13 protein-coding genes are annotated in these 19,903 nt (G+C 46.2%); 9 read left to right on the plus strand and 4 right to left on the minus strand.

Annotation, left to right across the window (positions count from 1 at the left end; translation table 11 throughout):
- Window positions 1-281: 281 nt before the first annotated feature.
- Both KO531_RS07865 and KO531_RS07870 read left to right on the plus strand, forming a co-directional pair.
- A complete protein-coding gene (locus KO531_RS07865; RefSeq protein WP_219250833.1) occupies window positions 282-1,841 on the plus strand; it encodes a YjjI family glycine radical enzyme in 1,560 nt (519 codons plus the stop codon).
- Complete coding sequence (locus KO531_RS07870; RefSeq protein ID WP_173244741.1) at window positions 1,813-2,709, plus strand: YjjW family glycine radical enzyme activase; 897 nt, start codon at window positions 1,813-1,815, stop codon at window positions 2,707-2,709. The genes KO531_RS07865 and KO531_RS07870 overlap by 29 nt, the downstream gene beginning before the upstream one ends.
- On the opposite strand, the gene KO531_RS07875 is transcribed toward KO531_RS07870, so the two are convergent.
- From KO531_RS07875 to gyrA, 3 genes are all read right to left on the minus strand, one after another.
- Window positions 2,706-3,626 (minus strand): LysR family transcriptional regulator, encoded by a 921-nt coding sequence (locus KO531_RS07875; RefSeq protein WP_173496882.1) that lies wholly within the window; start codon window positions 3,624-3,626, stop codon window positions 2,706-2,708. The two genes, KO531_RS07870 and KO531_RS07875, sit on opposite strands and share 4 nt — an antisense overlap.
- A 343-nt stretch (window positions 3,627-3,969) precedes the next feature.
- Complete coding sequence (gene serC / locus KO531_RS07880) at window positions 3,970-5,061, minus strand: 3-phosphoserine/phosphohydroxythreonine transaminase (protein WP_219250834.1); 1,092 nt, start codon at window positions 5,059-5,061, stop codon at window positions 3,970-3,972.
- A 135-nt stretch (window positions 5,062-5,196) separates the two neighbouring features.
- Window positions 5,197-7,929, minus strand: a complete 2,733-nt coding sequence (gene gyrA, locus KO531_RS07885) for a DNA gyrase subunit A (RefSeq protein WP_219250835.1) — start codon at window positions 7,927-7,929, stop codon at window positions 5,197-5,199.
- A 385-nt stretch (window positions 7,930-8,314) separates the two neighbouring features.
- Between gyrA and ubiG the strand changes: the two genes are divergently transcribed.
- The 5 genes from ubiG to yfaE all read left to right on the plus strand — a co-directional run bounded on the left by ubiG (window position 8,315) and on the right by yfaE (window position 14,159).
- Window positions 8,315-9,025 (plus strand): bifunctional 2-polyprenyl-6-hydroxyphenol methylase/3-demethylubiquinol 3-O-methyltransferase UbiG, encoded by a 711-nt coding sequence (ubiG, locus tag KO531_RS07890; protein WP_219250836.1) that lies wholly within the window; start codon window positions 8,315-8,317, stop codon window positions 9,023-9,025.
- A 1-nt stretch (window position 9,026) separates the two neighbouring features.
- Window positions 9,027-9,698, plus strand: coding sequence for an HAD-IA family hydrolase (locus KO531_RS07895; protein WP_219250837.1), 672 nt, complete (start codon window positions 9,027-9,029; stop codon window positions 9,696-9,698).
- A 503-nt stretch (window positions 9,699-10,201) separates the two neighbouring features.
- Window positions 10,202-12,490, plus strand: a complete 2,289-nt coding sequence (gene nrdA, locus KO531_RS07900; protein ID WP_219250838.1) for a class 1a ribonucleoside-diphosphate reductase subunit alpha — start codon at window positions 10,202-10,204, stop codon at window positions 12,488-12,490.
- A 74-nt stretch (window positions 12,491-12,564) separates the two neighbouring features.
- Window positions 12,565-13,695, plus strand: a complete 1,131-nt coding sequence (nrdB, locus tag KO531_RS07905; protein ID WP_028759863.1) for a class Ia ribonucleoside-diphosphate reductase subunit beta — start codon at window positions 12,565-12,567, stop codon at window positions 13,693-13,695.
- A gap of 38 nt (window positions 13,696-13,733) precedes the next feature.
- On the plus strand, window positions 13,734-14,159 hold the full coding sequence (yfaE, locus tag KO531_RS07910) for a class I ribonucleotide reductase maintenance protein YfaE (RefSeq protein WP_113940499.1): 426 nt from the start codon (window positions 13,734-13,736) through the stop codon (window positions 14,157-14,159).
- Between the two features lie 365 nt (window positions 14,160-14,524).
- Here the strand turns inward: yfaE and KO531_RS07915 are convergent, their stop codons facing one another.
- Window positions 14,525-16,543 (minus strand): NADPH-dependent 2,4-dienoyl-CoA reductase, encoded by a 2,019-nt coding sequence (locus KO531_RS07915; RefSeq protein ID WP_219250839.1) that lies wholly within the window; start codon window positions 16,541-16,543, stop codon window positions 14,525-14,527.
- Window positions 16,544-16,708: 165 nt separating this feature from the next.
- Between KO531_RS07915 and sppA the strand changes: the two genes are divergently transcribed.
- On the plus strand, window positions 16,709-18,556 hold the full coding sequence (sppA, locus tag KO531_RS07920) for a signal peptide peptidase SppA (protein WP_173496877.1): 1,848 nt from the start codon (window positions 16,709-16,711) through the stop codon (window positions 18,554-18,556).
- A 137-nt stretch (window positions 18,557-18,693) separates the two neighbouring features.
- Complete coding sequence (gene ansA / locus KO531_RS07925; RefSeq protein WP_219250840.1) at window positions 18,694-19,707, plus strand: asparaginase; 1,014 nt, start codon at window positions 18,694-18,696, stop codon at window positions 19,705-19,707.
- Window positions 19,708-19,903 lie beyond the last annotated feature (196 nt).

A 19,903-nucleotide genomic window follows, 5' to 3' on the forward strand; every position in this document is an offset into this window, starting at 1 on the left:
TTAATCATCCCACCCGATAAGTTTTGGCAGTTTATTATCCTCTATTTCATATCCCCAATATGACAAGCAAGGCCACGTCTCACTGTTCAAGCATTTATTTTTAATCGTAAAACCACATTCTAGCGATTTTGACATCGCGGCTTTATCGCAATAAGCCACAAATTGTGACCTCAGTCGGCGGATTTCCATTTCATTAATCAGGACTGCGGCTATTTTCACTTTTTAAAGCCAACGCCACTGAGTAGATTAGTGGTCATCATAGAACTTGTGGATGTTCAGCCATGTTATTACAAGATAAATTAGTGCAAATCGTCACCAACCCGCAGCTTTCACCCAAACAAAAATCCAACTATTTAGCATTAGAAGCGGAAGCCAGTTTGCCCTATATGTCGATATCGCCCGAGGTAAAAGCGGCGATGAATGACGGTATTATTTGCGACATGTTTGAAGGCCATGCGCCGTTTAAACCACGCTATGTGTTGCCAGATTATGCCCGCTACCTTCAACAAGGCTCTGAATACTTAGAGTTATCTGCGGCAAAAAACTTGGACGAAGCCATCAATGCCTTAACGATTCTGTATCATCACGTGCCATCGGTGACCAATATCCCCGTGTATTTAGGTCAGCTGGATGACATTTTGATGCCTTTCGTTGAAGGAATAGATGCGGAAGTCCTTTATCGTAAATTAAAACTGTTCTGGATCATGCTCGATAGAACCCTGCCCGATGCCTTTATGCATGTGAATATTGGCCCTACAGATAACATCGTTTGCCGCACCCTACTGCGCATTGATGCCGAGTTAAAACAAGTTGCACCCAATTTGACTTTTATGTACGACCCCGCCGTCACACCGGATGAATTGTTGTTGCTTGCGACCACCAATATTTGTCAGTGCAGTAAGCCACATATCGCGAATTACCCTCTGCATGCCAGTGCATTTGATGAGCGCGGTTTTGGTATTGTCAGTTGCTACAACGCGTTGCCGTTAGCGGGCGGCGCCAATACCTTAGTTCGACTTAATCTTAAAGAAGTGGCGTTAAAGGCCAATTCTATAAACGATTTTTTTGATACTGTATTGCCAAATTACTGCTCACTCACCTTCGAGCTCATTGAAGCACGCTCGGCATTTTTGCATCAAGAATCACACTTCTTTGACAGCTTTTTAGTTAAAGAGCAATTGATTGATGAATCGCGCTTTGCACCCATGTTTGGTATTTACGGCATGGCAGAAGCCGTGAATATTCTGCGGACATTCACGGCTACTGATGTAACGAAGTTATCTCAACGAGATCAACACACTGGCTATGGTCATCAGACAGACGCAAATCAACTTGGCTACCGTATTTCTGCCACGCTCGATGCCATAGTGAAATCCACACCCGTCGCCCATGGTTACCATGAGCGGGCACTACTGCATTCACAGGGCGGTATCAGTATCGACAACGATGTGACTCCCGGTGTCCGCATCCCCTATGGCACTGAACCGAATCCCATCGCCCATATTCAAGCCTTAGCGCAGCATCATCAGTATTATACGGCGGGGATTAGCGATATTTTGACTATCGATGAAACCGTGAAATCCAATCCTCAAGCCATGTTCCAACTGTGTAAAGCCGCGCTTGAGTTAGGTTTTAGGGAGTTTACCGCCAATGTCGCCTCTAACGATTTAATGCGCGTGACTGGCTATATGGTAAAACGCTCAGATATTGAAGCGTTTAAACAGTGCGGCTCGCGTCTCAATACCACAGGCTTAGCCGCAGAAGCTACGGTTAATACGGGAATATTGCAACGACAAGCACGAGTTATCGCCCATGAACACTCCCCTTGTGTCTTTAAATAGACACGCTATTGTCAGTCAGCTATTGCCCTTTTCATGCGTCGACGGGCCTGGCAGCAGGCTCGTGTTATTCTTGCAGGGCTGCAACTATCAATGCAAAAACTGCCATAACCCACATACCATAGGTTTATGCGATGCCTGTGGCGATTGTGTCGCCACCTGCCCTGACAATGCGCTGACATTAATAAACCTCAATGATAAGCCTCGCATTCACTGGGATAATGAGCGTTGTAGCCAATGCGATACTTGTCTTGCCGTATGCCCGAAACAAGCGAGCCCTAAGGTCAGTCGTTACACCGTTGAGGAGATACTGACGATTCTCCATAGTCAGCGTCACTTTATTAATGGTATTACGGTTAGCGGCGGCGAAGCGAGTCTGCAACTGCCATTTATTCTTGCGTTGTTTAAAGGAATTAAGGCGACAGAGTCGTTATCACACTTAACTTGCATGCTCGACACCAATGGCAGTTTAAGTCTAACGGGATGGCATAAACTGCTGCCGTTTTTAGATGGCGCTATGGTGGATCTTAAAGCGTGGCAGCAAGATACCCATAGGTATATTACCGGTCGTGATAACCATGCCGTGTTCAAATCAATCCAGTTATTGGCTAAACAGCAAAAACTGTATGAGGTGAGATTGCTGCACATTCCGAGCATCACGGATTATGAGGAAGAAATAGACGCACTAGCGACCTATTTACTTCTGCTAGGCCCAGATACGCGAGTTAAGTTAAATGCCTTTCACCATCATGGTGTTGTCGATGAAGCTCTCAATTGGCCAAGCTGTAAACAAGCCGATATTGAACGCTTAGCCGCAACCCTTGCAAAGCGAGGCGTAACCAATCTCGTGTTACCTTCTATATACCTTTAACGACTGCAAAGCAAAATTTGCTCATAAAGCCAGCGCAGTGCGGGATCTTTCATGCTTTGACTATGCCAAACTAGGCTATAAGCCACTTTACCATATTCTATAGGCAAAGATTTAATCGTTAAGCCTTGAGCTTGGCTGGCGATGGATGCCCAGCGGCGCGAGCAGGTAAAGAGCAACTCACTGTGATGGCACATTAACGCCGCACTGCCAAAGTCTGGGACCGAAATGGGAACGGCACGTTTTTTAGATTGCTGGGCGAGCAAAATATCAAAAAAAGGCGTGCTCAAATCTGTGTCTGTAATGCCAATATGGCTAAAACTCAGGTAATCATCGAAGCTGATATGCGGCTGTTTAGCCAAGGGATGGGATGAATTCATCAGGCAGACCATTTCATCGCTAAACAAGGTTTCCCACACCAGATCGTCTTGAAGAGGATTAGGTTGACTCAGATCGTGGGGTAACAGCACAAAATCTAATGTACCTTTAAGCAATCCATCAAAACCAATATTGTCTTTGCTGTAAATATCGAGGCGGATATTAGGAGCCAAGCTCAGAATATGGGCGCTGAGCTTGGCGGCCAGCAGTTCAAAGGTGCTTTCGCGCATCGCAAGCGAGATACGCCCCTCAAAATGTGCAGGGTTAAACGCATCCTGACTCATGATCTGATTCATATCATTGATCATCTGCTGCACACTTGGCCCTAATCGTCTTGCCAATGGGGTTGCTACCAGTGAGTTGCCGTTACGATAGAACAGTTCATCGTTCAAGCTGTCCCTGAGCTGGCTTAAGGTTTTACTGACGGATGAGGGACTTAAACATAAACGTTCGGCGCTGGCGGTTACACTCAGGGTATCGAGCATCACATGCAAAGTGATCAAATGCTTCATACTAATCCGCGAAAGCTTGGCCAAATCCATCGGTGACATCCTATTGATTTATCGTGTATACGCATCCAGAAATACGTTCTTTTAATTATGATAAACAATAACATACAACTAACCCAGCATCTTATTCAGTAATGCGCGTCAGCTCACAGGCTTTCTCACCGCGAGTGTTCTTGAAGGCATCTGGTCTCAACGTCATCTTGCTTAACGCCATTGTCGATAAATTAAAGCTAACAAAAAAGCGAATGCATTTGAGCATTCGCTTTTGGGATGGCTAACTGATGATCAACATTCAATAAGCATAACGTTGATGTTCAGGCAGCAAAGCCTAGACGCTAAGCGTCGCAAGCTAATGAGTGACTCAATACAGCTAAGCCTAGCTATGTTTGTTTGCAAACTCATTCATAAACTTGACCAAAGCAACTACGCCATCGAGTGGCATTGCATTATAGAGGCTAGCACGCATACCACCTACGATACGATGGCCCTTTAAGGCAACGAGTCCAGCTATTTGGGCTTGCTTTAGGAACTCACTATCGAGCGCTTCGTTGACTAATTGAAAAGTCACGTTCATTTGTGAGCGGTTCGCTGCAACAACCCCATTACGGTAGAAAGCATTACCATCAATGCATTGATATAACATCTGCGCTTTTTGTTGATTAATTTTTGCAATACTCGCAATGCCGCCAATGGACTTAAGCCAAGCAAAGACTTCAGCGGCGAGATACCAAGCAAAGGTTGGCGGTGTGTTGAACATAGAGTCATGCTCAACGGCTAAACGATAGTCCATGATGGACGACTGCGGTAAACTCGGCAGTTTTAACATGTCATCGCGCACTATCACTATCGACAGACCCGATGGACCTATGTTCTTTTGTGCGCCAGCGTAAATCAAACCGTAGCGGCTGACGTCGATTTCACGTGACATAATGGTTGACGATAAATCGGCAACAATTGGCCAAGGTGAGTCTAATTCATCAAAAATTTCGATACCATCTACTGTCTCATTAGGGCAATAGTGAACATAGCGATAATCGGCATCGATTTTATGTAAATCAGGTAAGACAACCGCATTGAGTTCATTGTGTTTTTCAACAATATTCAAGCTATCAATCTGCGCTTCACCCACGAGCTTTTGTGCTTCGGCTAACGCGGCAGATGACCATTGACCACTGACTAAATACAGGGCTCGGCCATGATTACCTAAAAAATTATTCACAACAGCGGAGAACTGTCCACGACCACCGCCGTGCATAAATAGCACATGGTAATTTGTGGGGATCTGCATCAGTTCACGTAAATCGGACTCGGCTTGTTGTGTAAGCGCGATGAACTCTTTACTTCGGTGGCTGATTTCCATCACGGAAACGCCTTGGCCATTCCAATCAAGTAATTCCTGTTGTGCTTTTTTCATTACCGCTGCGGGTAACATTGCAGGTCCAGCACAGAAATTATAAATCGCGCTCACTGACACTCTCCTTAATCCCAACCATGATGTAGGTATTGATAAATACGAAACCATTCTAAAACGAACAATGCTATCAACATCAATGCCATTAAAAAAACGAGCGTCCAATTGGACGCTCGTTAATATGACACTGAATTACTCTTCGTCTTGCTCATCATCAGCAAGTTCGTCTTCATCTTCGTCCAGCGCTTCTTCAAGAGCCTCGTCAGCTAATTCGCCTTCGACAATGACAGGAACAATCGGTAAACCGTTTTCATCCAGTTCGACTTCATCTTCTTCAGTTTGGATTTCGTCGATACGTTGTAGGCCGACCACTTTCTCGTCGCCCGCAGTACGGATAATCGTTACACCTTGAGTGTTACGGCCAATGATAGACACGCCGCTCGCAGGTGTACGCACTAAGGTACCTTTATCACTGATGAGCATCAGTTCGTCGTTAAGACCGACTTGAACAGCCCCAACAACAGCGCCGTTACGTTCGCTCACCTTGATTGAAACCACACCTTTAGTCGCACGGCTCTTCGCAGGATATTCAGACAGTTGAGTCCGTTTACCGTAACCGTTTTCAGTCACAGTCAGAATCGCGCCATCGCCTTTGGGTACAATAAGCGACACGACTTTCTGACCTTCTTCTAAACGGATACCACGAACGCCTGTTGCAGTACGGCCCATAGGACGTAAGGACAAGACTTCTTCACCGGTTTCAGGATCGGTTTTCACTTCGCCTGTTTCAGAATCACGAACTTTCTCACCAAAGCGAACCACTTTACCTTCGTTCGAGAACAACATGATTTCGTCATCACCGTTAGTGATATCGACACCGATCAGTTGGTCACCGTCTTTGAGGTTAACGGCGATAATGCCGTTTGCACGTGGATTGCTATAAGCAGTTAGTGCGGTTTTCTTCACAGTACCGTGTGAGGTGGCCATGATGATGTACTTGTCAGCCGCGTATTCACGTACTGGCAGAATCGCAGTAATGCGCTCGCCATCGGATAACGGCAGCAAGTTAACAATTGGACGACCACGGGCCGTACGGCTCGCTAATGGCAATTGATACACTTTGAGCCAGTACATCTTACCAAAGTCAGAGAAGCACAAAATGGTGTCATGGGTATTGGCAACTAACAGTTTTTCAACGAAATCTTCGTCTTTCACTTTCGTCGCGGCTTTACCTTTACCACCACGGCGCTGGGCTTGGTAATCGGTCAACGGTTGATACTTGGCATAACCTAAGTGCGACAGTGTTACCACAACGTCTTCTTCGTTGATCAAGTCTTCAAGACTCATATCGACTTCGTTGGCATTGATCACTGTACGGCGCGCATCACCATATTCTTCAAGGATTTGAACTAATTCTTCCTTGATCACTTCCATCAAACGCTCAGGACTGCGCAGAATAAACAGCAGACCCGCGATAAATTCGAGCAGTTCTTCGTATTCGGCGATGATCTTATCGTGCTCAAGACCGGTTAAACGGTGTAAACGCAGTTCCAGAATGGCCTGAGCTTGTTGCTCAGTCAGGAAGTATTGACCGTCGCGAATACCGTATTGTGGCTCTAACCACTCTGGACGCGCGGCGTCATCGCCCGCTTTTTCCAGCATGCCTTGAACGTGGCCTAATTCCCAACCTTGCTCAACCAATTTCACTTTGGCATCCGCAGGGGTTGGTGAGGCTTTGATCAGCGCAATAATCGGGTCAATGTTAGCCAGTGCAACCGCCAGCGCTTCCAAAATATGGGCACGCTCACGGGCTTTACGCAGTTCGAATACGGTACGACGCGTCACCACTTCACGGCGATGCAGAATAAAACATTCGAGCATTTCTTTAAGGTTAAACAGTTTAGGCTGACCATTGGTCAGGGCCACCATGTTAATCCCGAAAGAACACTGCATTTGCGTTTGAGCATAAAGGTTATTGAGTACAACCTCGCCCACTTCACCGCGCTTAATTTCGATAACGATACGCATACCGTCTTTATCAGACTCGTCGCGTAGACCACTGATCCCTTCAAGCTTTTTATCTTTAACCAGCTCGGCAATCTTCTCGATTAAACGGGCTTTGTTCACCTGATACGGGATTTCAGTGACGATAATGCGCTCACGGCCATTATCTTCGGTTTCCACTTCAGCCAGAGCACGCATGATCGCGCGGCCACGGCCAGTTTTATAGGCATCAATAATGCCTTTACGGCCATTGATAATCGCTGCAGTGGGGAAATCCGGACCAGGAATGTATTCCATCAACTGTTCAATCGACAGTGAGGGTTCTTCAATCAGTGCCAAACAGCCTTTCACCACTTCAGTTAAGTTGTGGGGTGGGATGTTGGTTGCCATACCCACTGCAATACCCGATGAACCGTTAATTAACAGGTTAGGTACGCGTGTAGGTAATACAGCTGGGATCTGTTCTGTGCCGTCGTAGTTAGGGACGAAATCCACTGTCTCTTTTTCAAGATCGGCCAGTAATTGGTGCGCTAACTTATCCATACGGATTTCGGTATAACGCATTGCCGCCGCTGAGTCACCGTCGACCGAACCGAAGTTACCTTGGCCGTCTACTAAGGTGTAACGCAGTGAGAATGGCTGGGCCATACGGACGATAGTGTCATAAACAGCAGAATCACCATGGGGGTGATATTTACCGATGACGTCACCAACCACACGGGCAGATTTTTTGTAAGGCTTGTTCCAATCGTTCTTCAATTCACTCATGGCAAACAGAACGCGGCGATGAACCGGCTTTAAGCCGTCGCGCACGTCTGGTAATGCACGTCCCACGATAACGCTCATGGCGTAATCAAGGTACGAATTCTTTAGTTCGTCTTCGATATTAATTGGCGAAATAGATGATGCCAGATCAGTCATAAACTGCTCGTTCCCCTGAAAAATAGCCGACAACGTATAATCCGTATCATTGCCTAGCCCAAAAACGTGATTTGGCATTCTAACACAGTTATTTAATGTCGCCAGACCTATCATTATCGAATTGAGAGTATGGTGGCTTAATAGATGAAAACACTGTCAATTTGGTCGTTTGTGCGATAAACAAGCGTTGAAATTCACGGCTTACGATGAGGAAAAATCGTCAAAGGGATAAAGTAAAAGGTCGATACGGAGCACAACAATTAACATAAAAGCAGATAACTGCTGAAAATTCACTCAACCACAAGGGCTTAGCTCAGTCGAGCACTTTGTTTATCAAACATAGTCGTTATAATAGCCGCACAATACAGCTTCTTCAGGTAATAGCATGCATCAGAATACCAATGTAGACCCACAGGAAATCGCAAAGTTTGAACGTATGGCCGAAACTTGGTGGGATCTCAACGGCGAATTTAAGCCGCTGCATCTATTAAACCCGCTGCGCTTAAACTATATCGATCAAACCGCTGGCGGTATTTTCGGCAAGAAAGTGCTCGATGTCGGCTGTGGTGGCGGCATTTTGTCTGAAAGCATGGCCCGCATCGGCGCCGAGGTTGATGGCTTAGATATGGGTGATGAGCCCTTAGAAGTCGCGCGCCTACATGCCCTCGAAACGGGCGTGAGCATTAATTATGTAAAAAATACTGCCGAGGCCCACAGCCAAGATCATCAAGCCTATTACGATGTGGTGACCTGCATGGAAATGCTCGAACATGTACCCGATCCACAATCTGTGATTAAAGCATGCTGTGACATGGTCAAACCCGGTGGTCATGTGTTTTTCTCCACCATCAACCGCAACATTAAATCCTACGTGCACACCATTTTAGGTGCGGAATATTTGCTAAAAATGCTGCCAGTTGGCACCCACGAGCATAAAAAATTCATTAAGCCTTCGGAGCTGATTGAGCTAGTAGATAATACCGATCTTATCTGTACCGATGCCTTAGGGATAAGCTACAACCCATTGACGGGCATTTTTAAGTACACGCCTAAAGTTGATGTGAATTACATGATAGCGACGCGTAAGGTTGATTAATATGAGTCTGGCACAGATCAAAGGCGTACTGTTCGATCTCGATGGCACCTTAGCCGATACCGCGCCGGATCTGGTGCAGGCCCTCAATTTAAGTCTTCAAGACGTCGGCATCGCCGCGCAGCCGTTAGCGGCCATGCGCTACGCCGCATCCCACGGCAGTTTTGCCTTAGTCGATGCCGCGATCCCTGATGCGGCAGAAGATCTTCGATCTCAAGTACAGCAAGGACTGCTCGCCCACTATCAGCGTATAAATGGCGATCACTGTGCGCTATTCACAGGCATAGCATCATTACTCGATTGGCTCGAGTTAACTCAGCTGCCGTTTGGGGTGATCACCAACAAGCCTGCCCGCTTTACCCGTCCCTTATTGCGAAAACTGAATTTACACTTGCGTATGCCCGTTATCATCAGCGGCGATTCTACAAAACACCCAAAACCCCACACTGCACCAATGCTGTTAGGCGCACAACAGCTGAACTGTGCTCCAGAGCACATTTTGTATCTTGGGGATGCCGAGCGAGATCTGCTCGCGGCCGAGGCTGCTGGCATGTTAGGCGGCGTGGCCCTATGGGGTTATCTGGGCGTGAACGACAAGCCGTTGCAATGGCCTGCGCACGCGCATTTTGCGAGCCCAACTGAGCTACATCAAGCACTAATCGAAGCATTGGCTTAACAACATCAACCAAAAACAGCGCCTACAATGCTCACGAATAAGGCATCCAATACGTAACTTCACTGACGGACATCAGTGTGTCAGCATACTATTTATGACCCACGGAAAAAGTCAGGCGGATAAAAGATCGGCACTCGTGAGCGATCGCGATCTAAAGAAAAGGATCGCCTAAAAATCCCCCATGAGTGTGACACTCTAACCTGAAATTGAGCTTCAAGGTTAGTCGTTACTAACGCAAAAGTTTATCCTCACGTTATCCACAAGATGTCCCCTGAATTCAGACTTGCAAATAGGGGCAAACCTCACTATCTTGTATCCCATATAATTTAAAACACCATATCTTGTGTATAGGTAACAATCAGACACACTAGAAGCTCGCCGCTTAATTGACTCGTTTTTAACCAGTCAGCTGTATTTAAGGGACGATTATTGATTGTTTTACAAGGATACGTACGGTGATTTTGCTCACCTAAATACATATAAGAACCAAGGCCTATCTCCAAATGAATAGCACTATGACAGTCACAAAACGCTGTGGCGATCGTGAGAATATCGATCTCGAAAAAATACACCGCGTAATTACTTGGGCAGCCAAGGGATTAAAAAACGTTTCTGTTTCGGAAGTTGAACTTCGCTCGCACCTACAGTTTTTCGATGGCATCCCAACCGAAGCTATCCATGAAACCATTATCAAGGCTGCGGCGGATTTAATTTCTCCAGAATCACCGGACTATCAGTTCCTCGCTGCCCGTTTAGCGGTGTTTCATTTGCGTAAGAAGGCCTTCGGTCAGTTTGAGCCGCCCGCATTGTATGCTCACGTGACTAAGTTGGTTGAGCTGGGTAAATACGATCAACACATTTTAAGAGATTACACCCGCGAAGAGCTGGATGTGATGGATACCTATATCGACCACTGGCGCGATATGGATTTTTCCTACGCTGCAGTAAAACAGCTTGAAGGCAAATATTTAGTTCAAAACCGTGTGACCCACGAAATCTATGAGAGCGCGCAGTTCCTTTACATTTTGGTCGCGGCTTGCTTGTTTGCCCGTTATCCAAAAGAGACGCGCCTGAAATACGTTAAAGATTTCTATGACGCGGTATCAACTTTTAAACTGTCGCTGCCAACGCCAATTATGGCCGGTGTGCGCACCCCAACGCGTCAGTTTAGCTCTTGCGTACTGATCGAATGTGGTGACAGCTTAGATTCTATCAACGCGACCGCTTCGTCTATCGTGAAATACGTCAGCCAACGTGCGGGTATCGGTATTAACGCCGGTCGTATTCGTGCCTTAGGTAGCCCAATCCGTGGCGGTGAAGCCTTCCACACAGGCTGCTTACCTTTCTATAAGTATTTCCAAACCGCAGTGAAGTCGTGCTCTCAAGGCGGCGTGCGTGGCGGTGCTGCGACCCTGTTCTACCCTATTTGGCACTTAGAAGTCGAATCTCTGCTGGTATTGAAAAATAACCGCGGCGTCGAAGACAACCGTATCCGTCATCTAGACTACGGTGTGCAGTTGAACAAAGTCATGTATCAACGTCTGATCAAAGGCGAAAACATTAGTTTATTTAGCCCATCTGACGTACCTGGTTTGTACGATGCTTTCTTTGAAGATCAAAACGAATTCGAACGTTTATATGTGCAATATGAGCAAGACAGCAGCATTCGTAAGAAAACCATAAAAGCCGTTGAGCTGTTTTCACTGATGATGCAAGAGCGCGCCTCAACGGGCCGTATCTACATTCAGAACGTGGATCACTGCAACACTCACAGCCCGTTCGATTCAAAAGTCGCGCCGATCAGACAGTCTAACCTGTGTCTTGAAATCGCCCTGCCGACTAAACCATTGAACAACATCGATGATCCTGAAGGTGAAATCGCGCTTTGTACGCTGTCAGCACTTAACTTAGGTTCTATCAAAGAGTTATCTGATATTGAGCCATTAGCCGACCTCGCCGTACGCGCACTGGATAATTTATTGGATTATCAAGATTACCCTATCAAGGCCGCGCAAATCGCCTCGATGAATCGCCGTACTTTAGGCATAGGCGTGATCAACTTCGCTAACTATTTAGCGAAAAACGGCATGAAGTATTCTGATGGTAGCGCGAACGCTTTAACCCACAGAACCTTCGAAGCGATTCAGTACTATTTACTGAAAGCCTCAATGAACTTAGCCAAAGAGCAAGGTGCGTGTCCGTTATTCCACGAGACCACTTACTCTCAAGGTATTTTGCCAATCGATACCTACAAACGTGACCTAGATAAAATTTGTGCTGAACCATTGCACTTAGACTGGGAATCACTGCGTAGCGATATCAAGCAATATGGCCTGCGTAACTCGACGCTGTCGGCATTAATGCCTTCAGAAACCTCGTCGCAAATTTCCAATGCGACCAATGGTATCGAGCCACCACGTGGTCTTATCAGCGTGAAATCGAGCAAAGACGGTCAGCTAAAACAAGTGGTACCAGATTTCGATACACTAAAAGATAGCTATGAATTGCTATGGAAAATGCCAAGCAATGACGGTTACTTACAGCTGGTGGGTATTATGCAGAAGTTCGTTGACCAAGCGATTTCGGCTAACACTAACTACGATCCTTCACGTTTTGAAGGCCGTAAAGTACCGATGCAAACCCTGCTGAAAGATTTGCTCAATGCTTACAAGTTAGGTGTTAAAACGCTTTACTACCATAACACTCGCGATGGTGCGTCGGATTCACACGATGACATCACCAATTTAGAGAAAGAAGATGACGGTTGCGCCGGCGGCGCATGTAAAATCTAGTCTTTAACTTTAACGTTAACGGTTTTATAGGGATCCCTATTTAGTGGATCCCTATCCATTGGAAAAATAGCACCATGGCCTACTCTACCTTCTGTCAAACACCCAACGATGCCACCCGTGAACCTATGTTTTTAGGTCAATCGGTCAACGTGGCTCGTTACGATCAACAAAAATATGAAGTGTTCGAAAAACTGATAGAAAAGCAGTTATCTTTCTTTTGGCGCCCGGAAGAAGTAGACGTCAGTCGCGATAAGATTGACTACGGTGCATTGCCTGATCATGAAAAACACATCTTTATTTCGAACCTGAAATACCAAACCCTACTCGACTCGATTCAAGGCCGCTCGCCCAATGTGGCCTTTTTGCCGCTGGTGTCACTGCCTGAATTAGAAACCTGGATTGAGACTTGGTCTTTCTCTGAGACGATTCACTCGCGCTCATACACCCACATCATTCGCAATATCGTTAACGATCCTTCAGTGATCTTCGACGATATCGTCGTGAACAAAGAAATCTTAAGCCGTGCGACCGATATCGCCGCTTATTACGATCATTTGATCCAACTAACTCAGATATTCCATTTACTCGGTGCAGGAACCCATGTCATCGATGGCAAAGAAGTCATAGTCAATACCCGTACCCTGAAAAAAGCCTTGTACCTGTGCATGATGTCAGTCAACGCCCTAGAAGCTATTCGTTTCTATGTTAGCTTCGCCTGCTCATTTGCCTTTGCTGAACGTAAGCTCATGGAAGGTAACGCGAAAATTATTCGCTTAATCGCCCGTGATGAAGCCTTACACTTAAACAGCACTCAGCATATTTTAAGCATCATGCAAGGCGGTAAAGACGATCCAGAAATGGGTGAAATTGCTGCAGAATGCCAACAGGAAGCTTTCGATTTATTCTTCAAAGCCGCAGAGCAAGAAAAAGAATGGGCCAAATACCTGTTCAAAGACGGCTCTATGATAGGTTTGAATGAACAGATCCTGTGCCAATACGTTGAGTTTATTACTAATCAACGCATGAAGTCGGTGAATCTACCGCAACCATACCCAGAAATAACCAATCCATTACCTTGGATGAAAAACTGGTTAGAAAGCGATGCAGTGCAAGTTGCACCACAGGAAGTTGAAGTCTCTTCATACCTTGTCGGCCAAATCGACTCCGCGGTTGATGGTGATGAATTCCTCGACTTCGATCTATAAGACACTTAAAAGTGACGTTACAAAATGGCATTAAAACTGTGACATCAAAAAAACGGCCACAAAACCTGTTTGCAAAGGCGCCAATCGTGCGCCTTCAAGGTCAACCTGTGTTGCTCTTTACCGAGCAACAAGGCACTTTGCTGCAAGCGCTCGAAGCTAAAAAAGTTAAAATCTTCTCAGAATGTCGCAACGGTTTCTGCGGCGCCTGCAAAACACGCGTCATCAGCGGAAAAGTCAGCTACTTAAACGAACCCTTAGCCGAACTCAAACATGATGAATGTTTGCCCTGCTGCTGTGTGCCAACCGAAGATTTAGAGCTGGACTTGTCACCTGAAGGTGCAGCTGTGGTCACCTATGCGTGTCAATCTCATCAGAATAAAGCCAGTTTGGCTAAGTCAAAGCAAACACAAAATGTGGCAAGTGACACACGCACGCAGAAACAGGCAGTGTTTGAAGACTCATAACGGCAAGACTCGATTGTTCAATAAGCTGCTTTAAACAAGATGTGGCGTTAAAACCCAAAATCGCTTTAAAACAAAAATGAGCTTTTAAACAAAGAGTAGCTCTTAAACAAAGAGTAGCTTTAAGACAAACTGCCCCTTTCAATACAGCCTTATTCAATCCGCGCCATTAGATACCAAACGTATTAAAACCCACTATTCTCCCTTCTCTCTATTTTCAATGCATTCACACTAAAAAACCTAAAACAAACTAAAACAAACTAAAACAAACTAAAACAAACTAAAACAAAAAAGCCTGAACACAGGTTCAGGCTTTCAGGATCTAACATTGAATACTTAACGCTTAAAACGTAAGGCTTATCGACTTTCTATAAACGCATTGCAAGTTCAGCGCCTTGGCGGATTGCACGCTTAGCATCAAGCTCTGCCGCGACATCTACGCCACCAATCAGATGCACAGGCAGGCCCGTTGCTTTCATCTCATCTACTAACGTGCGATTCGATTCTTGCCCAGCACACAAAACAACATTATCGACGGCCAGCACTTCAACGGTTTCACCCACGCGAATATGCAGTCCTGCATCATCAAACTTGTCGTAACTCACGCCCATTTTCATCTTCACATCATGTTGCTTAAGCACAAGACGGTGGATCCAGCCGGTTGTTTTACCTAAGCCTTTGCCCATCTTCGACGTTTTACGTTGCAGTAAAAACACCTTACGATGATCAGTATTGTCGGAATGGGGTTCAGTTAGGCCGCCCGCATGCTGGTAAGTTTTATCTATGCCCCACTGTTGTAGCCATTTATCGGGGTTCAAGGTGCTCGACTGGCGCTCACACAAAAAGTGCGCCATATCGAACCCTATACCGCCGGCGCCAATCAAGGCCACCGTATTACCGACAGTCACTTCACCCGAGAGCACTTTTTGATAATCGACCACCCGTGGGTCGTCAAAACCGGGTAAGACTAAATCACGCGGCACAACGCCTGAGGCGATTACCACTTCATCAAACTTTTCCGTCGCCAACACACTGGCATCGAGGCGAGTGTTTAATCTCAGCTCCACCTTATGCAGCTTAATTTGGTTAATGAAATAACGAATAGTCTCGTTAAACTCTTCTTTCCCAGGGATTTTACGGGCGAGATTAAACTGACCACCCACCTCGGATTTCGCTTCAAACAAAACAACGTCATGGCCACGCATGGCGGCATAAACAGAAAACGCCATGCCCGCAGGACCTGCACCCATCACCGCAATACGCTTTTTATTGGCTGTGGGTAAGAAGTTGATTTCAGTCTCATAACAGGCGCGAGGATTCACTAAGCAAGTTGCGCGCTTGAGGGAAAAAGTATGATCAAGACAAGCTTGGTTACAGCCAATGCAGGTGTTGATAAGCTCCGGCGTGTTCGCCGCAGCCTTATTCACAAACTCAGGATCAGCAAGGAAAGGCCGCGCCATCGACACCATGTCAGCTTGACCAGAGGCGATAATCTGCTCACCAATCTCAGGGGTATTAATGCGGTTAGTCGCAATTAAGGGAACGGAAACAGATTGTTTGAGCTTTTCTGTCACCCACGCAAAGGCGCCACGGGGCACGCTTGTCGCAATGGTCGGTACTCGCGCTTCATGCCAGCCAATGCCCGTATTTAGAATGGACACACCAGCTTGCTCTAACCACTGGGCCAGTTGCACTACTTCATCCCAAGTCGAACCGTTATCCACCAGATCGAGCATGGATAAACGGAAGATAATGATGAAATCTTTACCAACTTTTGCCCGTATCGCGTTAACAATCTCAATCGGGAATTGCGCCCGTTTTTCAAACGCACCACCCCATTCATCGGTGCGAGTGTTGGTGCGCGCACTGACGAACTGATTAATCAAATAGCCTTCAGAGCCCATCACCTCAACACCATCGTAACCCGCTTTCTTGGCAAGGGCGGCGGAGCTGGCGTAATCCTTAATGGTCGAGCGCACTTGGCGACTAGACATAGCAGACGGCGTAAAGGGTGTAATGGGTGACTTAATCTTACTTGGTGCTTGGGAAAAAGGATGATAGCCATAACGTCCCGCATGCAAAATTTGCATACAGATCTTACCGCCAGCCTCATGCACCGACTGCGTTACCACGCGATGCTTACCCACTTGCCAAGGAAAACTCAACTGACAGGCATGGGGCGTAAGGCGACCACGAAGATTGGGGGAAATACCACCCGTCACAATCAAACCTACACCGCCCAGAGCGCGTTCTTTGTAGAACGCTGCCAGTTTCTCAAATCCGCCCTTTTCTTCTTCCAAACCTGTGTGCATTGAGCCCATAAGCACACGGTTTTTGAGCTGGGTAAATCCCAGATCTAAGGGTTCTAATAAATGGGGAAACGACATTCAAACATCCTTTTAAAACAAGTGATTTAAATCAGCATACCTTGTGTCAAATCTAAGCTCAACCGTTGGATCGAGGCCATCAGTCAAAATCCTTTACAATTGTGTTTAGCCTGTAGCGCCATTTTCAGTTAGCATTGGCAGATTGGACTTATAAAGGAGTGGCAGATGTCCGCTAACCCATCGTTTTTCAAGAGAATATGTTTGTTTATTTGGCACACCCTGAACGGGACGCGTAAACTCATCCTCAATCTAATCTTTTTTGGACTCTTAGCCGCGATCATTATCTCCATTGGCAGTAGCGAAGATATCCAAGTTGAAGATAATTCGGCACTGGTGCTTAATTTAGCAGGCTCGATTGTCGATCAGAAACAACAAGTCGATCCCTTAGAAGCCGCATTCAAACAAGGCCAAAATGCCAACGCCGATGGTGAAATCCTACTCACCGATGTACTTTATGTCATTGACAATGCAGCGCAAGATCAACGCATTAGCGTACTAGTGCTCGATCTGGTCGATCTTAAACGTGCTGGGATCAGCAAACTACAATCTATCGGTAATGCACTCAATCGCTTTAAAGAGAGCGGTAAAAAAGTCATCGCCATCGGCAACTACTACGAGCAAAATCAATATTTCCTCGCCAGTTTTGCCGACACCATTTACCTCAATCCCCAAGGCGGTGTCTCGCTTGATGGCCTGAGTATGTACAACCAATATTTCAAATCGGCCTTAGAAAAACTCAAAGTCAAAGCGCATATTTTCCGCGTGGGGACCTTTAAATCTGCGGTTGAACCCTACATACGTGACGATATGTCAGATGCTGCGCGGGAAGCCAGTAGTGCACTGTTAGTCGATGTATGGCAAAGCTACACACAAACGGTTGCAGGCAATCGTAATATCGAACCGAATTCTCTGGTGCCCGACGCAACCACTTATTTGGCAGAACTCGATAAAGCCAATGGCGATTCAGCCACAATGGCAATCAACATGAAATGGGTTGATAACCTAGCGACTACAGAAGATTTTCGTAAAACCATGCTAGAAACCGTAGGAAAAGCCAGCAGTGGTGACAGTTTCAAGCAAGTCAGTTTTTATGATTACTTGACCTTAGTGACGCCATTACCCAACTTTGTAGAGCAAGACAGTGTTGGTATTATTGTGGCAAGTGGCACCATTTTGAACGGCACTCAACCTGCGGGCCAAATTGGCGGCGAAAGCACCGCCGAGCTGCTACGTAAGGCACGTTTTGATAAGCACATTAAAGCCTTAGTATTACGCGTTGATAGCCCTGGCGGTAGCGCCTTTGCCTCTGAGCAAATTCGTCAAGAATTACTGGCACTTAAAGCAGCAGGTAAACCCGTGGTTGTGAGCATGGGCAGTTTAGCCGCATCCGGTGGTTACTGGATTTCAGCCAGTGCCGACTATATCTTCGCAACACCAACAACACTCACGGGTTCGATTGGGATCTTTGGTATGATCACTACCTTTGAAGATTCATTGGCCAGTATAGGCGTGCATACCGATGGCGTATCGACCTCAGAATGGGCAGGATTATCTGTTACCCGCACACTTTCCCCCCAGATTGAAGCAATTATCCAACGTCATATTGAACGCGGCTATTCGGACTTTATCTCCCTGGTCGCTAAAGAACGTAAGATGACCATAGAACAAGTCGATAAGATTGCTCAGGGCCGTGTGTGGAGCGGTAAAAAGGCTCTTGAGCTTGGCTTAGTCGATGAACTGGGTGATTTAGATGAGGCGATTGCTAAAGCCGCTAAACTCGCGGATATGACGCTATTTGACACCCGCGTCATCGAACAAGAGCTGACACCCGAACAAAAATTCATGCAGCAGATGTTTGCCTCAGTATCGAGCTACCTGCCCGCCTCACTAAGTCAGTCATCGATGTTAGAGCAAATGCTACAACAGTGGACTAGCAGTTTGAAAACGTTAACCTCTTTTGATGATCCAAATAACGTCTACATCTACTGTGATACTTGCAATATGATGAACTAAATCTGCCAGCGTCTAGGTTGCAGCTCGCAACTTCAAGATGATGACAAAGACAAAGCCCGGATCTCCGGGCTTTTTTATTGGGTTTATGTCAGTAAAATCGTATAATTCGGCCACTTGAAGCTAAGAAAACGACAAGAATGACTAAACGCTCCATTTATGTTGCCTATACTGGCGGCACCATCGGTATGCAAAAGACCGATAACGGCTTTGTCCCCGTCGCGGGATTCCTAACTCAGTGCGTACAATCTATGCCTGAGTTTTACCATGAAGAAATGCCGGCATTCGTCATCCACGAATACTGCCCGCTTATCGACTCTTCCAATATGGCACCAACCGATTGGCAGATGATCGCCGACGATATACAAGCCAATTACGATAAGTACGATGGCTTTGTGATCCTTCACGGCACAGATACCATGGCGTACACGGCTTCGGCACTGTCATTTATGCTGCAAGGCTTGTCAAAACCTGTGATAGTGACGGGCTCGCAAATTCCCCTCGCCCAGCTACGCTCAGACGGCCAAACCAATTTATTGAACTCACTCTATATAGCGGCGAATTATCCAGTCGCTGAAGTGTGTTTATTCTTCAATAACAAACTCTTTAGGGGTAATCGCTCGACTAAGGCCCATGCCGACGGTTTCGATGCTTTCGCCTCACCCAACTTCCCACTACTGCTTGAGGCGGGGATCAAAATCAATCTACGCGCAGGCAAAATCACGGTAGCCAACGATACCCCATTAGAAGTCGCTCATATCAGCCCACAACCTGTCGGTGTGGTGACCTTGTATCCTGGGATATCGACACAGATTTTTGAGAACATTCTGCAACAGCCAGTTAAAGCCCTCATACTGCTGACATTTGGTGTGGGTAACGCACCGCAGGATGCCGCCTTACTCAAAACCTTAAGGCAAGCAGATAAACGTGGCATAGTGCTGGTGAATCTAACCCAATGTTTCCAAGGTAAGGTGAATATGGGCGGCTACGCCACAGGCAATGCATTAGCCAAAGCAGGCGTGATCAGTGGCGCCGATATGACCATAGAAGCGGCCTTAGCAAAACTGCATTATTTGCTATCTAAAAATTTGCAACCAGCTGAGATAAAAGCGGCCATGTTGCAAAATCTAGTCGGTGAACTGAGCATAGATTAAAGATATAGTCTTCTAATCTGTTTGTTGCCCTCAAACGCTAGCAACAAAAAAGCCCATATTTGATGGGCTTTTTTGATTTAAACTCAGACTAGATTTTAGCTCAGACTTAAAAACACTAAATGAGTGTTTATTTTAAGACTTTTGCAGATCAAGATTTGCATTGAAGTTATTTGATATCAAATCAATATTAGCATTG

Source organism: Shewanella sp. NKUCC06_TVS (assembly GCF_019345515.1).
GTDB lineage: Bacteria > Pseudomonadota > Gammaproteobacteria > Enterobacterales > Shewanellaceae > Shewanella > Shewanella oncorhynchi.

Bases quoted from the DNA above. Each gene is read 5' to 3' on its own strand.
- KO531_RS07865 (WP_219250833.1), top strand. From the start codon at position 282: ATGTTATTACAAGATAAATTAGTGCAAATCGTCACCAACCCGCAGCTT.
- KO531_RS07870 (WP_173244741.1), top strand. From the start codon at position 1,813: ATGAACACTCCCCTTGTGTCTTTAAATAGACACGCTATTGTCAGTCAG.
- KO531_RS07875 (WP_173496882.1), bottom strand. From the start codon at position 3,626: ATGGATTTGGCCAAGCTTTCGCGGATTAGTATGAAGCATTTGATCACT.
- gyrA (WP_219250835.1), bottom strand. From the start codon at position 7,929: ATGACTGATCTGGCATCATCTATTTCGCCAATTAATATCGAAGACGAA.
- ubiG (WP_219250836.1), top strand. From the start codon at position 8,315: ATGCATCAGAATACCAATGTAGACCCACAGGAAATCGCAAAGTTTGAA.
- KO531_RS07895 (WP_219250837.1), top strand. From the start codon at position 9,027: ATGAGTCTGGCACAGATCAAAGGCGTACTGTTCGATCTCGATGGCACC.
- nrdA (WP_219250838.1), top strand. From the start codon at position 10,202: ATGAATAGCACTATGACAGTCACAAAACGCTGTGGCGATCGTGAGAAT.
- nrdB (WP_028759863.1), top strand. From the start codon at position 12,565: ATGGCCTACTCTACCTTCTGTCAAACACCCAACGATGCCACCCGTGAA.
- KO531_RS07915 (WP_219250839.1), bottom strand. From the start codon at position 16,543: ATGTCGTTTCCCCATTTATTAGAACCCTTAGATCTGGGATTTACCCAG.
- sppA (WP_173496877.1), top strand. From the start codon at position 16,709: ATGTCCGCTAACCCATCGTTTTTCAAGAGAATATGTTTGTTTATTTGG.
- ansA (WP_219250840.1), top strand. From the start codon at position 18,694: ATGACTAAACGCTCCATTTATGTTGCCTATACTGGCGGCACCATCGGT.